This window comes from Streptomyces sp. NPDC008238 (assembly GCF_042956445.1).
GTDB lineage: Bacteria > Actinomycetota > Actinomycetes > Streptomycetales > Streptomycetaceae > Actinacidiphila.
The window spans coordinates 41,374-55,861 of record NZ_JBIBGK010000006.1 but is presented as its reverse complement, the minus strand read 5'-3'; the positions used below and the strand labels follow the sequence as shown (position 1 = coordinate 55,861).

Here is a 14,488-nt window from a genome sequence, read left to right as displayed (position 1 = left end):
CCGCGTGACCGAGCGTGAAAGCGGCTTCCGGGCCGCCCTGGGGGGCCTCACCACGCGGGGCCGCTCCTTCCTGGCCGCGGGGATCGCGGCGGCCGTCTGCGCCTACGTCCTGGGGCAGCCGGACCTGCTGCGGGTCGGCCTGCTGTTGGCCGTACTGCCGCTGGCCTGCGTGGCGGTCCTGTACCGCACGCGGTACCGCGTCGCGGGCAGCCGCCGGCTGTCGCCCTCACGGGTGCCGGCGATGTCCGAGGCGCGGGTGCACCTGCGGGTGGACAACGTGTCGCGGCTGCCCACCGGGCTGCTGATGCTCCAGGACCGGGTGCCCTACGTGCTGGGGCCCCGGCCCCGCTTCATCCTGGACCGGGTGGAGCCCGGCGGGCACCGCGAGGTGTCCTACCGGGTCCGCTCCGACCTGCGCGGGCGCTATCCGCTGGGGCCGCTGCAGCTGCGGCTGACCGACCCCTTCGGCATGTGCGAGCTCACCCGCTCCTTCAGCGCGTACGACACCCTGACCGTGGTGCCCCGCGTGGAGCCGCTGCCGCCGGTCAAGCTCAAGGGCGACTCCTCCGGCTACGGGGAGAGCCGCACCCGGGCGCTGGCGCTGGCGGGCGAGGACGACGTGATCCCGCGCGGCTACCGCCACGGCGACGACCTGCGCCGGGTGCACTGGCGCTCGACCGCCAAGTACGGCGAGCTCATGGTGCGGCGCGAGGAGCAGCCGCACCGCGCCCGCTGCACGGTGCTGCTGGACACCCGGGCCGTGGCGTACTTCGGCGCCGGGCCCGACTCGGCCTTCGAGTGGGCGGTGTCCGGGGCGGCGTCGGTGGCGATGCACATGCTGGAGCGCGGCTACTCCGTACGGCTGCTCACCGACACCGGCAGCACCGTGCCCGGGTCCGAGGGCTTCGGCAGCACCGAGTCCTCGGACGCGGCGGGCGCCATGCTGGACACCCTGGCGGTGGTCGACCACTCGGACGGCGCCGGGCTCTCCCGTGCGCTCGACGTGCTGCGTACGGGCAGTGAGGGCCTGCTGGTGGCCTTCTTCGGGGACCTCGACGAGGAGCAGGCCGCGATGGCGGGGCGGATGCGGCAGCGGGCGGGGGCGGCCGTCGCCTTCGTCCTGGACAGCGCGGCCTGGGGGGCCCTGGACGAGGACGGGACGCCCCGGCCCCAGGCCGAGCGGCCGAGCGCCGGCGCGGACGCGTCCGAGGGGGCCTCGGCACGGGCCGTGCGGATGCTGCGCGAGACGGGCTGGACGGTGCTCCCGGCCGCCGCCGGCGACGGGCTGCCCGACCTGTGGCAGCGCGCCGACCGGCACCGGTCGCGCGAGGAGGCGGGGACGCGATGATGAGCGGACGGGGACGGCTCGCGGTCTGCGCGGCGGCGGCGACACTGATGACCGCCTGCTCGCTGCTGCCGCTGGCGACGCCGAGCTCGTGGATCCTGCAGGCCGCCTTCCTGGTCGCGCTGCAGACCGGGGTGGGCGCGGCGACCCGGCGGGTGCCGCTGGCACGGCCGCTGACCGTGCTGGCGCAGGCGGTGGTCTCGCTGCTGGTGCTGACCCTGATGTTCGCGAGCGACCAGGCCCTGCTCGGGGTCCTGCCCGGGCCCGCGGCGTACACCCAGTTCGGGAACCTGCTGACGGCCGCGATGCAGGACGTGACCCAGTTCGCCATCCCGGCGCCGGTCACCCCGGGCATCCGGCTGCTGCTGCTCGGCGGGGTGCTGCTGATCGGGCTGGCCGTGGACGCGCTCGCGGTGACGTACGGCAGCGCGGCCCCCGCCGGGCTGCCCCTTCTGGCCCTGTACTCGATCGCGGCGGGGCTGGCCGGGGGCGACGGCACCCGCTGGCCGTACTTCCTGCTGGCCGCCGTCGGCTACCTGCTGCTCCTGCTGGCCGAGGGCCGGGACCGGATCTCCCGCTGGGGCCGGGTCTTCGGCGGCGTCGGATCCGGCGCGCGGGCCGGGTACGGGGGGCCGACCGGGGCGGTGGCCCCGGTGCGCACCGGGCGCCGCATCGGGGCGATGTCGCTCGGCGTCGCCCTGGTGGCGTCGTGGGCGCTGCCCTCGACGGGCGTGGGGCTGCTGCCGACCGGTGGCTCGGGCTCGGGCAACGGGCGCGGCGGCGGCACGATCTCCGCGGTCAATCCCGTGGTCGCACTCCAGGACAACCTGAACCAGTCCGACGACCGGGTGGTGCTCCGCTACCGGACGAACGCCGTCTCCAACGCGGACATGTACCTGCGCATCGTGGCGCTCGACCGCTTCACCGGCGACAAGTGGGAGCCCGCCCAGCGCTCCCTCACCGGCGTGCCCAAGGTGCTGCCCGGCCCCCAGGGGCTGGGATCCGGCGTGAAGGCCACGGAGGTCGCCACGTCGATCGCGGCGGACAAGAGCTACGTCCAGATGTGGCTGCCGCTGCCGTACCCGGCGACCCAGGTGCAGGTCGGCGGACGCTGGCGCTTCGAGCAGACCGGCCGCACCATCATCGGCGACCGGGGCCAGACCACCTCCGGCACCCAGTACCAGGTCAGCAGCCTGGAGCTGGAGCCGACCGCCGAGCAGTTGGCGAGCGCGCCGCCGGCGGACGCCCGGCTGCGGGCCGAGTACACGAAGGTGCCGGGCTCGCTGCCCGAGGTGGTGGCGCAGACGGCCCGGGACGTCACCAAGGACGCCGGGAACGACTACGAACGGGCCCTGGCCCTGCAGCGCTGGTTCACCTCGGGCGCCTTCTCGTACGACACCTCGGTGCGCTCCGGCACCGGCGTCCAGGCGATCACCCGCTTCCTGAGCAACAAGGAAGGGTTCTGCATCCACTTCGCCTTCACCATGGCGGCGATGGCGCGGACCCTGGGCATCCCGGCCCGGGTGGCGGTCGGCTTCACGCCCGGCACCGCGGAGTCGGACGGCGCGTACGCGGTGGGGCTGAAGGACGCGCACGCCTGGCCCGAGCTGTACTTCGAGGGTGTCGGCTGGACGCGCTTCGAGCCCACGCCCACCCGGGGCACCCTGCCGGGCTACACCCAGGAGACGGCCACCTCCGACACCGGGCCGTCGGCACCGGACACCCCGGAGGAGTCCGCGGGCGCCGGGGCGAGCACCGGCCCGACCGTCGCGCCGGCCTGCGTGGGCAAGGAAGCCCAGCTCGGCAACTGCGACCCCCTGGGGCAGGCTTCCGGCTCCGGCGCCGAGGACGAGCGGCTGTGGCCGAAGATCCTTGCCTGGGCCGTGCTCGTCCTCCTCTGGGCCGCGGTGCCGCTGCTGGTGCTCGTCCTACTGCTGCCGTTGCTCTGGCGGCGCAGGCAGCGTTCCCTGCGCCTGGGCGGCGGCCAGGACCCCGCCGCCCTGGCGGCCTGGCTGGAGCTGACCGGGCGCGCCCGGGGCGCATCGGCCGAGGACGGCGACGGCCACGGCGCCGCGGCGAATCTGACGCCCGGCGAGCTGAACGCCATGGGCGCCCGGGACGGGGCCCGCACCCTGGCGGCGTGGCTGGAGCTGATCGACACCGCCTGGGACTTCGGGCTGCGGCCCGACGAGTCCGAGACCCCGCGCCGGGTGGCGGGCCGCCTGATCAGTGACGGCGGACTCGAGGGGCATGCGGCGGAGGCCGCACGGCGTCTGGCGACCGCCGTCGAGCAGGCCCTGTTCTCGCCGCGGCCGCCGATCGCCTCGGGCTCGGCGAAGGACGTCCGGCTGGTACGGGAGGGGCTGCGCGAGAACGCGGACACCGTGACGCGGATCCGCGCCCTGCTGCTGCCGCGTTCGACGGTCCGGGTCGTGTGGCGGTCCGCGGAGCGCTGGTCGACGGGGTCGGCCCGCTGGTCGGCCCGGCTGCGCGGTGCGGGCGACGCCGTGATGCGGCCGCTGCGGCAGCGCCGGACCTCCTGAGGGCCGCGGGAGGGAGGGCGGCCGGGTGGCCGCCCTCCCTCCCCCGGCGCGACGACGACATGGCGAAGGGGCGGGGTTCCCACCGGAACCCCGCCCCTTCGTTCTCAAGCCTGTGTCATTGGCCCTGTTCGTCGCGGCGCCGCTGCCAGCGCTCCTCGATGCGGTCCATCATCTTGCGCCGCGGCTGGTTGCGACGGCCACGGCCCGCGGCACCCTGCTGGGGCTGCCCCGCGGGAGCGGCGGCCGCACCCGGTTTGGCGGCACGACGCCAGCCGGTGACGGCGAGAACGGCACAACCGAGCATCACGAGGAAGCCGACGACGCTGATCCAGGGCTGCTGGGCGATCATGCCGCCCATCAGCAGCCCGATGCCCACCAGGAAGCCCGCCACAGCCAGGTAGACGCGCCGCCTGGTGTAGGTGCGCAGCCCGCTTCCCTCAAGCGCCGACGCGAACTTGGGATCTTCGGCGTACAGCGCTCGCTCCATTTGCTCGAGCATGCGCTGCTCGTGCTCCGAGAGCGGCACGGAGTCCTCCTCCTCGTCGGTCGCGGGGGAGCGACCAGTACGACCCTTCCAGGATAGGCAGGGAATCGCCCCCGTGAAACCCGCCCCACTACGCCAATCCGACGGGGGGTGTTTTCCCCGTCGAACGCCACGTCATGCCAGCATACGGCCCTGAACCGGGAATCGGGGGTCGTGTGACGGACTCCTCCCGCTGGGTGACCGGAAGAGGCAACGGGAACGACCCCCGCGCGGGCTCAGCCGCGCTCGGCCAGCACGTGCAACTGGGTCGCCACCGCGTGGAAGGCCGGCTGCTCGGCGGCGGCCAGTTCCAGCCTCAGCAGGGCGTCCATCGCGCCGGGTTCGGTGTCCACCAGGACACCGGGGACCAGGTCGGCGAAGATGCGGACGCCGTGCACCGAACCGATCCGCAGCCCGGCGTCGGTGACCAGGGCGGTCAGCTCGTCGGCGGTGAAGCGGCGGGGCGTCGGATCGCCCTCGCCCCAGCGGCCGTCGGGGTCGTCCAGGGTGTGCCGGGCCTCGCCGAAGTGGCCGGCGAGCGCCCGGGCGAGCACCGCTCCGTGGCGGCTGGCGGCGAGCAGGCTGAGGGCGCCGGAGGCACGCAGGGTGCCCGCGGCGTTGCGCACGCCCTCGGCCGGGTCGTCCACGTACTCCAGGACGCCGTGGCAGAGGACCACGTCGTGGCTGCCGGGCGGCACGACGTCGAGCAGCCCGTGGGCGTCGCCCTGCACACCGCGGACACGGTCGGTGACTCCCGCTTCCGCCGCGCGGCGTTCGAGGGCGAAGAGCGCGTCGGGGCTGGGGTCTACCACGGTCACCCGGTGGCCCAGACTGGCCACGGGCACCGCGAAGTTGCCGGTGCCGCCACCGGTGTCGAGCACGTCGAGGACGTCCCGGCCGGCGGCCTTGGCCTGCCGGTCCAGCGCGTCGCGCAGGACCTCCCAGACCACGGCGGTACGCAGGGCTGCGCGGGGCCGCAGCGGTTCGGCCCCTCCAGGACGGGACATGCGGACGGCTCCTCGCGGACGGACGGGGCTGGGGACCGGTCGGCCCAGCCTGGAACCCACTCTAGTGGGCCGCCGCCCTGCGGCCGATCAAGCGGGACGGCCGGTCTGCGGGCGTCCCAGCACGGGTTGCAGCGCCAGCATGCGTTCGACGAGCCGCAGGAACATCTCCGTGGCGCGGATCAGGTCGTCGGCCTCGCGGGCGGCGACCGCGTTCTGGATGCCGGCCTCGGCGCGAGCCCGCTGAGCGGCGCCCGCCTCGAACAGGGCGCTCCACTCGGCCAGTTCGGGCGCGACCTCGGGCAGCACCTCCCAGGCGCTGCGTATCCGCTGCCGGCGCCGCCTGGTGGGTTCGGGACGGCCGCGCACGGCGAGGACGGCGGCCGCGGTGCGCAGGGCGGCCAAGTGGGCTGTGGCGAAGCGGTCGTTGGGGATCTCCAGGACGGCGGCCTCGTCGAGCCCCCGCCGGGCCTGGACGAGCAGGTCGAGGGCGGCCGCGGGGGCGTTGGCCCGGCGCAGCACGGGGTGGACGTCGGCGGCGCCGCCGCCACCGACGGCACCGCTGCGGACTGACGCGGTCATCACATACCTCCTGTCTTCGCATGACGTGTCCGACACTTCCCTGCCTTCACCACTCATCGTGAAGCACACCTCTGACAATCACGTTGACCTGCACAGATGGCCGCCGCGGCCGGACAACGCCGCCGGGTTCGCGGGCCGATGACACCATGGGGTAGAGTTTTTGTACTGACTGGTCAGTGCAAAGAAAGGGGCGGCCGCGTGATCACCGCGGAGGGGTTCGGGCTCAAGGGCCCCCGGGGCTGGGTGTTCCGGGACGTCGCCTTCACCGCGCCGGCGGGCGGTCTGATCGCCGTCGAGGGGGCCTCGGGTTCGGGCCGCACCTGCCTGCTGCTGTCGCTGACCGGGCGCATGCGCGCCACCGAGGGACGGGCCGAGGTGGCCGGGTTCCGGCTGCCCCAGCAGCTCGCCGCGGTCCGCCGCGTGACCGCGCTCGGCCCCGTCGCCGGGGTGTCGGAACTCGACCCCGCCCTCACCGTGGGCGAGCACCTGCGGGAACGCGTGCTGCTGCGGCGGCGGTTCGGCGGCTCGCTGCGCGAACTGCTGCGGCGGCCCGGCACAAGCGACAGGGCACGGATCGACGAGGCGCTGGCGGCGGCCGGGCTGGACCTGTCGACGTTGCCCAAGGGCGAACGCACCACCGCCCGGGACCTGGAGCGGCTCGAGGCGCTGCGCCTGGGCACCGCCCTCGCGCTCCTGGCCCGTCCGAAGGTGCTGGCGGTGGACGACGCCGACCACAAACTGGCCCCGGCCGAACGCGAACAGGCCTGGCGGATGCTGCGCGGCATCGCCGCGAACGGCACGACCGTCCTGGCGGTCTGCACCGAGGCGCCGCCGGACGCCGTGGTGGTCCGCACCCGGGCCTGCGCCGCGGACGGCGACGCGACCGAGGACGCCGTCGCGGAGACCGCCGCCGGACACGAGGACACCATCGACGAGGAGGGGGCGGCCGATGCGCACGCCGCGACTGGCAGCGCTTGAGCTGAGGAAGTTCGGCAGGGGGCGGCTGCCCCGCGCGGCCATGGTGTCGCTGCTGCTCCTGCCGCTGCTCTACGGCGCCCTGTACCTGTGGTCGTTCTGGGACCCCTACGGGCGGCTGGACAAGATCCCCGTCGCCCTGGTGAACGCCGACGAGGGCACCACCGTGGACGGGCGGCGGCTCGCGGCGGGCGACTCCATCGTGGACGGACTGCGCGAGAGCGACACCTTCGACTGGCACGAGACGGGCGCCGCCGAGGCCGCCGAGGGCGTCGAGGACGGCACCTACTACCTGTCGCTCACGATCCCGCGCGACTTCAGCGCACGCGTGGCGTCGAGCTCCGGCGACCACCCGCGCACCGGAGCGCTCCAGGTGCGCACCAACGACGCCAACAACTACATCGTGGGGCAGATCTCCCGCACGGTCTTCTCCGAGGTGCGCTCCGCCGCCTCCACCAAAGCGTCGCGGGACTTCTACGACCGGATCTTCGTCGCCTTCTCCGGCCTTCACGACAAGACCGTCGAGGCCGCGGACGGCGCCGACGACGTCACCAAGGGCGCGGGCACGGCCCGTAGCGGCTCCCGGGAACTCGGCGACGGCATCTCCACCGCCGAGGACGGCGCACGGGAACTGGCCGGCGGCCTTCGCACGGCGAAGAAGGGCAGCGGTTCGCTGGCCGGGGGGCTGGGTGCCCTCGACACCGGCGCGGTGCAGGTCGCCGCGGGGACCCAGACCCTGGCCGACGAGGTCAACGGTGCGTCGGACGAACTGACCTTCGTCAAGGGGCACGTCAAGGAGATCAACGCGGTCGCGCGGGTCGTCGCCCGCTCCACGCGGACGGCCCGCGACGGCATCGGGGACCTGCCACGGAAGTCGGCACAGGCGGCCGCGGACGCCGCGACCGCCGCCGCGCAGATCCACGGCTCCTATGACGAGCAGTGCCCCCTGGGCGCGGTCACCCCGCAGTGCGGGACGCTGAAGAAGGGCGTCGACGCCGCCGACGACGTCGCGGACGTCGCCCGCCGTCTCGACACCTATGTGCACGGGCACTCCGCGGCCCTCGAGGGGCTCCGGGACGACCTGGACACCCTGCACACGGTGGCCGTCGAACTGTCGGACCCGGGGCTCGCCACGAAGCTGCAGGACGCAGTCGACGGAGTCAACCGTCTCAACGACGGCGCGCACAAGGTGTCCAAGGGCCTGCGGACCGCCTCGGCCGGCGCGGGCGCCCTGGACGCCGGGCTCCGGGAGCTGTCCTCGGGGGCCGACACCCTGGCGGGCGGGATGTACCGGCTGTCGGACGGCAGCAGCCGCCTGACGACGGGCCTGACCCGGCTCACCGACGGCAGCGGGCAACTCGCCGACGGCCTGCACGACGGAGCGTCCCGGATCCCCGACTACGACGGCCCGGAGCGCGCCGGCCGCACCGGGGTGATGGCCGACCCGGTGCGGCTCGCCGCGCGGTCGCTGCACAAGGCGCCCAACTACGGGACGGGCTTCGCCCCCTACTTCATCCCGCTGTCCCTGTGGGTCGGCGCGATGGTGGCCTACATGCTGCTGCAGCCGCTCAGCAGGCGCGCCATGGCCGCCGGCGCCGCGGCCTGGCGGATCGCGGTGGCCGGCTGGCTGCCGGTGCTGGCCATAGGCGTGCTGCAGACCCTGGCCCTGATGGCGGTGCTGCACTGGGCGATCGGCCTGCAGATGGTGCGGGCCGCCGGGACGATCGGCTTCCTCGTACTGGTGACCGCCTGCTTCGCCGCGATCGTGCAGTGGCTCAACGCCCGCTTCGGGCCGGCCGGACGCGTCCTGGTGCTGGCGCTGCTCATGCTGCAGCTGACCTCGGCGGGCGGCACCTACCCGGTGCAGACCAGCCCGGACTTCTTCAACGCGATCCACCCCTTCCTGCCGATGACCTACGTCGTCGAGGGGCTGCGCCACCTCATCACGGGCGGCGGGCTCGGGCCGGTCTGGCGGGCGGTCCTGGTGCTGCTCGCCTTCACCGCGGGCGCGCTGGCGCTCACCGCGGTGTCGGCCCGCCGCAAGCAGGTGTGGACGGTGGACCGGCTGCATCCGGAGCTGTCCCTGTGAGGCCGCGCCGAAAGCGCCTGCCGGACCGTAGAGAATCGTCGTCATGAACAGTGCACGACGGCAGGCCACGCGGCAGAGGCTCTTCCAGGCCGCGGTCACGCTCATCGCCGAGCAGGGTTTCTCCGCCACCACGGTCGACGAGATCGCCGAGCGCGCCGGCGTGGCCAAGGGCACCGTCTACTACAACTTCGCCAGCAAGAACGAGCTCTTCGAGGAGCTGCTGCGGCACGGGGTCGGCCTGCTGACGGCCTCCCTGCGGGACGCGGGCGCCGGCGTCACCGCGCGCGGCGGCAGCCACGTGGACGCCATCGACGCGATGATCCGGGCGGGGCTCGCCTTCATCGCCGAGTACCCGTCCTTCACGCAGCTGTACGTGGCCGAGCTGTGGCGGACCAACCGCGCCTGGCAGGACACGCTCATGGTGCTGCGCAAGGAGGCGGTCGCGGTCGTGGAGCAGACGCTGCGCGACGCGGTGGCGGCGGGCGAGCTCTCCGAGGAGATCGACGTGCCGCTCACGGCGGCCGCGCTCTTCGGGATGGTGCTCGTCGCGGCGCTGGACTGGCTGTCCTTCCAGCCCGAGCGGTCGATCGACGACGTGCACGCGGCCCTGTCACGGCTGCTGCAGGGACGGGTCGCGGGGCACGCCCGCGCCTGACCCCTTACGACGGCGCCGCCCCGGCGCGGCCCGATCCCCCGTCGGGCCGTTCCGGGACGGCGCTCCCCGTGCACCCCCGTGCACCCCCGTACGGCCGGGCATGGCGCCGTTCCGCCGCCCCGTGTCGGCGGTTCCGGTGCCGTGCCCTTCCGTCACCTCCACCTTGGCGTCCGGGCCGGGCCGCGCTCATCCGTGCGGATACTCAAGTGCGGATCTGAGTACGGGTACTCACCACCGGGTCGTACCGCTCAGAGGCGGCGGGCGCCGGCCGGGGGTTCGGTAGCATCACGGCCCATGTCGGTACTTCCGCTCGTGTTCACCAGCGGCTGGGCGAGCGGGATCAACGCCTACGCCGTGGTCTTCCTGCTGGGCCTGATGGGCGTCACCGGCATCAGCGACGAGGTGCCGCCGGCGCTGGAGCGCACCGACGTGCTGGTCGCCGCGGGGATCCTGTTCCTCTGTGAGGCGGTCGCGGACAAGATCCCGTACGTGGACACCACGTGGGACGCCGTGCACACGGCGATCCGGCCGGTCGCCGGAGCCGTGGTGGCGGCCCTGCTGGCCGGTCAGGACGGCTCGCTGCCGCAACTGGCGGCGGGCGCGGTCGGCGGGACGACGGCGCTGGTGAGCCATCTGGTGAAGGCCGGGCTGCGGTTGGGCGTCAACACCTCGCCGGAACCCGCGAGCAACATCGTGATCAGCCTGGCGGAGGACGTCGGCGTCGCCTCGATCATCGTCCTCGCGCTCTTCCATCCGGTGGCCGCGGCCTGCGTCGCGGCGGTGCTGCTGGTGCTGGGCATCGTCCTGGTGTTCTTCATACTGTCCCGGATCCGCCGTGCCTGGCAGCGCTGGAAGGCCCGCAGGTAGCGCCGCAAGGCCGGTCGCGGCGTTGTCGGTGGCTGGGGTTAGAGTCCCCTCCATGGCACGGATTGCGGTGATCGGCGCGGGGATGGGCGCCATGGCTGCCGCCGCCCGGCTCGCGACCGGCGGGCACCGGGTGGCGGTGTACGAGCGCGCCGCCACGCACGGAGGCGCGGTGCGGCGGCTGGAGCACGCGGGCTTCGGTTTCGACACCGGCCCCGGCCTGCTGCACCTGCCGGCGGTCTACCGCGACCTGTTCCTCAAGACCGGCAGGGAGAGCCTGGAGGAGAGCGTCACCCTCGCCCAGGTCGACCCGGCGAGCCGCCACGTCTTCGCCGACGGCACGGCGCTGTCGCTGCCCAACGCGTCCCGCGGCGGGGTCCTCGCCGCCCTGGACGCGGCGCTCGGCAACGGCGCGGGCGAGCGCTGGAGCGAACTGCTGGTGCGGGCCCGGGAGGTCTGGGACGCCACGCGCCGCCCCCTGCTGGAGGACGCGCTCGCCGCCGACCCGTCCGCGCTCGGCCGCGATCCGTATCCGGCGCCCGCCGTGCGCCGGGGGCTGTTCCGGCGCGGCGCGCCGACCCTGGCCGACGTCGCCCGGCGCGAACTGGACGATCCGCGGCTCGCCGCACTGCTCGGCTCCTACGCCCTGGCGTACGGCTTCGACCCGCGCACCGCGCCCGCCAGCGCCGCCGTCCTGCCGTACATGGAGCAGACCTTCGGCAGTTGGTACGTACGCGGTGGCATGCGGGCACTGGCCGACGCCGTGCACGCGCGGTGCGTTGCACGGAGGGTGGAGTTCCACTTCGGCACGGGGGTGTCGGGGATCGTGGAGAAGGACGGCCGCGCGGCCGGCCTCGAACTCGCCGACGGCACAAGGGTGGAGGCCGACACCGTGGTCGCCGGTGTCGCCCCGTGGCTGCTGCCCCCGCTGCTCTCGCACGGCGCCGGGGACGTCCGGCCCGCGGACCGGGTGTGGGAGGGCGCCGGACCCGGTCCCCGCTGCGTGGGCCCCGGGCGCCTGACGGTCTGCCTGGCGCTGCGCGGCGCCCGGCCCTCGGACACGGCGCACCGCACGGTCGTCCACACCCCGGACCCGGAGGCCGAGGCGGCCGCCCTGGCGCGCGGCGAGCTGTACGACCGCCCGACGGTCACGGTGCTGCGCCCCGACGACGACACCCTGCGGCCCGACGACACCTCGGAGTCGGTCACGCTCGGCGTCACGGTGCCGCCCCACGGACCGTCGGGGGTGGACTGGCGGGCGCCGGGCCTGGCCGAGCGCGTCGCGGACGCCGTGCAGAGGGCCGCCGCGGCGGCCCTGCCCGACCTGGCCGAACGCCTGCTGTGGCGCGCCGTGCACACCCCCGCCGACACCGAGGAGGAGACCGGCACCCCGGGCGGCCGACTCCCCCGCCCCGCCCTCGCCGGCGCGGAAGGGGCGCACCTGCACCCCGGCAACCGGCTGCCCGTCCCCGGTCTGTACCTGGTGGGCGGCTGGTCCCACCCCGGTGGCGGCCTCGCCCACACCGGGATGTCCGGTGCCATCGCCGCCGACCTCATAGCGGGCGGTCCGGGCGGCAGCCGCTGAGCGGTGCGTCCGGATCCGCGGACGGCTGACGCGGACCGAGCGCACCCGGGCCAAGGTGCGCGGCCGGGCCCGTGCCCGATGGGGAGTTCCGCGGCCTTCGCCGCCTTGCCGCTCGCCGAGGGTGCCGTCCGCCTGGCGGACGCCCTGCGCGACGCCGGTCCCGGACGCCACGGCGGCGTTGGACGCGCGGCCGGTTCGCGCACGAGACGGTGCTCCAGCGCCGTGACGCCTTCCTGGCACCCTCCACGGCGCTGCGCGGCCCGCCGCCGCGGACGCGGAGGTCTTCGGCAACGGGCCCGCGCCGGGCGCTAGTTGTAGCGGTAGGGGTCGTACTGGTCGTACTGGCCCTGCTGCTGCCCCTGCTGCTGGCCCTGCTGGTCGTAGCCGTTCTGCTGCTGCGGGACGTACGGCTGCTGCTCCCCGCCCTGCTGCGGCACCCAGACGCCGCCGGCCGGGGTGTCGTAGCCGTACTGCTGCTGCGGGGCGCCCTGGCCCTGCGCCTGACCCTGGTACGGGTCCTGGTAGCCGCCCGCGTACGTGCCGTAGCCCGCCTGCTGCTGCTCCCAGCCACCGGTCTGCTGCTGCTGTCCGTACGCGTCGTACGAGGCGGCGGCGGGCTGCTGCTGTTGCTGCTGGCCGCCGTTCCAGTCGCCGTAGCCGGTGGTGGCCTCGTAGTTCTGGTAACCGGTGCCCGCACCGGCGCCGGCACCGGCGTAGGGGTCCTGGGCGTAGTTCGGCTGCCCGTCGTACATCGGGTACTCGCCGCTGTCCTCGTGCAGGGGCATCGGCTGGTAGACCTGCGTGGAGTCCATCCCGGGGGGCGCCGCGGCGGCCGGGCCGGCGGCGGCGTAGCTGTCGTAGGACTGCCCCACGCCCGCGGCCGCGGGGGCCTCTTCGGGAACGGGCTCCTCGTACGGCGACGACAGGCCTTCGGCCGGTGCCTCGTCGCGCTGCGCGCCCCGGCCGCGGCGGCCGCCGGCACGGCGCGGCAGCGGCGGTGCCTCCTCGTCGTCCTCGCCGTCGGCGCCCTCCTTGGGCGACCGCAGCGCCCATCCCTCCACGAAGCCGCGGCGGTAGGAGAGCGTGACGAAGGTCTGGCCGGCCCCGAAGGCGAGCGCGCCCACCACGATGACGAGGACCGAGGGCAGGTAGACGCCCAGGACGACCCCGAGGAACCCCGTGAAGGCCAGCAGCCGCCACCTCAGCCGCGCCTTGTACTGCAGGAGTACTTCACCGAGCAGCCACAGCGCGACCACCCCGAAGGCGATGTAGAGCACTGTGTAGGCCATGAGCGCACTTCCTCACCGTTCACCGTCGTCGGCCCACAGGGGCGGCTGGTCCGCCCTCACGACCTCTGGTGCAGTCCCAGATTCTCGTAGATTTCCAACGACGCCGTGGAGTGATTAAGGGTAATGAAGTGCAGCCCCGGGATGTCCTCGGCCATCAGCCGCCGGCACATCTCCGTCGCGTACTCGACCCCGATCGCCCGCACCGCGGCCGGATCGTCCTTGACCGCGAGGATACGGTCCGCGAGCTCCTGCGGGAAAGGCGCGTTGCCGAGCTGGGCGAAGCGCTCGATCTGCCGCACGTTCGTGACCGGCATGATCTCGGGGATGATCGGGGTCTCGCAGCCCGCCTTCCCGACCCGGTCACGCAGGCGCAGGTAGTCCTCGGCGTTGAAGAACATCTGGGTGATGGCGTAGTCGGCGCCCGCCCGGCACTTCTCGACGAAGTGACGCGTATCACTTTCCCAGTCGGTCGAGCGCGGGTGCATCTCCGTGAAGGCGGCGACGCCCACGCAGAAGTCGCCCGACTCCTTGATGAGCCGCACCAGTTCGTAGGCGTGGTCGACGCCCTCCGGGTGCCGGAGCCACTCCCCCATGGGGTCGCCGGGCGGGTCGCCGCGCAGCGCGAGCATGTTGCGGATGCCCGCGTCCGCGTACTGGCCGATGACGTTGCGCAGCTCGGCGATGGAGTGGTTGACCGCGGTCAGGTGGGCCACCGGCGTCAGGGTGGTGTCGGACGCGATGCGCTCGGTCGCCCGGACCGTGCCCTCGCGGGACTGACCGCCCGCCCCGTAGGTGACGGAGACGAACGTCGGCCCCACCGCCTCGATGCGGCGGATGGCGTTCCACAGGGTCCGCTCGCCCTTCTCGGTCCTCGGCGCCATGAACTCGAAGGAGTACGAGCGCTCGCCGGAGGCCAGCAGCTCACGAATGGTGACCGCGTGATCGGTCCTGGTGGAGGCGGTTCCGAGGGCCATGCGCCTCAGGCTAACGGCGCGGGCAGGACCGTCCCAACAGGCGACGCCCGAATGTTCACC

12 protein-coding genes are annotated in these 14,488 nt (G+C 74.3%); 7 read left to right on the top strand and 5 right to left on the bottom strand.

All coding sequences use genetic code 11. The annotated features are described in order from the left end of the window. The first annotated feature begins 4 nt into the window (after positions 1-4). Both ACFZAU_RS16120 and ACFZAU_RS16115 read left to right on the top strand, forming a co-directional pair. Entirely contained in the window at positions 5-1,348 is a 1,344-nt protein-coding gene (locus ACFZAU_RS16120) for a DUF58 domain-containing protein (RefSeq protein ID WP_500459518.1), read from the top strand. After that, positions 1,348-3,888, top strand: a complete 2,541-nt coding sequence (locus ACFZAU_RS16115) for a transglutaminase TgpA family protein (RefSeq protein WP_500552825.1) — start codon at positions 1,348-1,350, stop codon at positions 3,886-3,888. Before ACFZAU_RS16120 ends, ACFZAU_RS16115 begins: the two co-directional genes overlap by 1 nt. Before the next feature lie 115 nt (positions 3,889-4,003). Here ACFZAU_RS16115 and ACFZAU_RS16110 read toward each other — a convergent pair whose 3' ends face one another. The 3 genes from ACFZAU_RS16110 to ACFZAU_RS16100 form a co-directional block, all read right to left on the bottom strand. Next, positions 4,004-4,414 (bottom strand): SCO2097 family morphological protein, encoded by a 411-nt coding sequence (locus ACFZAU_RS16110; protein ID WP_499607762.1) that lies wholly within the window; start codon positions 4,412-4,414, stop codon positions 4,004-4,006. Positions 4,415-4,647: 233 nt separating this feature from the next. After that, positions 4,648-5,418, bottom strand: coding sequence for a methyltransferase (locus ACFZAU_RS16105; RefSeq protein ID WP_499607759.1), 771 nt, complete (start codon positions 5,416-5,418; stop codon positions 4,648-4,650). An 87-nt stretch (positions 5,419-5,505) separates the two neighbouring features. Continuing rightward, positions 5,506-5,997: an SAV_6107 family HEPN domain-containing protein gene (locus ACFZAU_RS16100; protein ID WP_500552681.1), complete on the bottom strand. Its 492-nt coding sequence runs from the start codon at positions 5,995-5,997 to the stop codon at positions 5,506-5,508. A 138-nt stretch (positions 5,998-6,135) separates the two neighbouring features. Here ACFZAU_RS16100 and ACFZAU_RS16095 point away from each other — a divergent pair, with 138 nt between their 5' ends. From ACFZAU_RS16095 to ACFZAU_RS16075, 5 genes are all read left to right on the top strand, one after another. Beyond that, the gene (locus ACFZAU_RS16095) at positions 6,136-6,975 is read left to right on the top strand and encodes an ATP-binding cassette domain-containing protein (RefSeq protein WP_500552680.1); all 840 of its coding nucleotides are present in this window, start codon (positions 6,136-6,138) and stop codon (positions 6,973-6,975) included. Beyond that, the gene (locus tag ACFZAU_RS16090) at positions 6,947-9,061 is read left to right on the top strand and encodes a YhgE/Pip family protein (protein ID WP_500552679.1); all 2,115 of its coding nucleotides are present in this window, start codon (positions 6,947-6,949) and stop codon (positions 9,059-9,061) included. The genes ACFZAU_RS16095 and ACFZAU_RS16090 overlap by 29 nt, the downstream gene beginning before the upstream one ends. A gap of 43 nt (positions 9,062-9,104) precedes the next feature. Next, positions 9,105-9,716, top strand: coding sequence for a TetR/AcrR family transcriptional regulator (locus tag ACFZAU_RS16085; RefSeq protein WP_499607749.1), 612 nt, complete (start codon positions 9,105-9,107; stop codon positions 9,714-9,716). A 294-nt stretch (positions 9,717-10,010) separates the two neighbouring features. After that, positions 10,011-10,583 carry a DUF4126 domain-containing protein gene (locus ACFZAU_RS16080; RefSeq protein WP_500552678.1) on the top strand — a complete coding sequence of 191 codons (573 nt, stop codon included), beginning with the start codon at positions 10,011-10,013 and terminating at the stop codon, positions 10,581-10,583. Positions 10,584-10,635: 52 nt separating this feature from the next. Continuing rightward, on the top strand, positions 10,636-12,165 hold the full coding sequence (locus tag ACFZAU_RS16075; RefSeq protein ID WP_500552677.1) for a phytoene desaturase family protein: 1,530 nt from the start codon (positions 10,636-10,638) through the stop codon (positions 12,163-12,165). Between the two features lie 308 nt (positions 12,166-12,473). On the opposite strand, the gene ACFZAU_RS16070 is transcribed toward ACFZAU_RS16075, so the two are convergent. Both ACFZAU_RS16070 and metF read right to left on the bottom strand, forming a co-directional pair. After that, on the bottom strand, positions 12,474-13,454 hold the full coding sequence (locus tag ACFZAU_RS16070) for a hypothetical protein (protein WP_500552676.1): 981 nt from the start codon (positions 13,452-13,454) through the stop codon (positions 12,474-12,476). A gap of 56 nt (positions 13,455-13,510) precedes the next feature. After that, positions 13,511-14,428 carry a methylenetetrahydrofolate reductase [NAD(P)H] gene (metF, locus tag ACFZAU_RS16065; protein ID WP_499607739.1) on the bottom strand — a complete coding sequence of 306 codons (918 nt, stop codon included), beginning with the start codon at positions 14,426-14,428 and terminating at the stop codon, positions 13,511-13,513. Between the last annotated feature and the right edge of the window lie 60 nt (positions 14,429-14,488).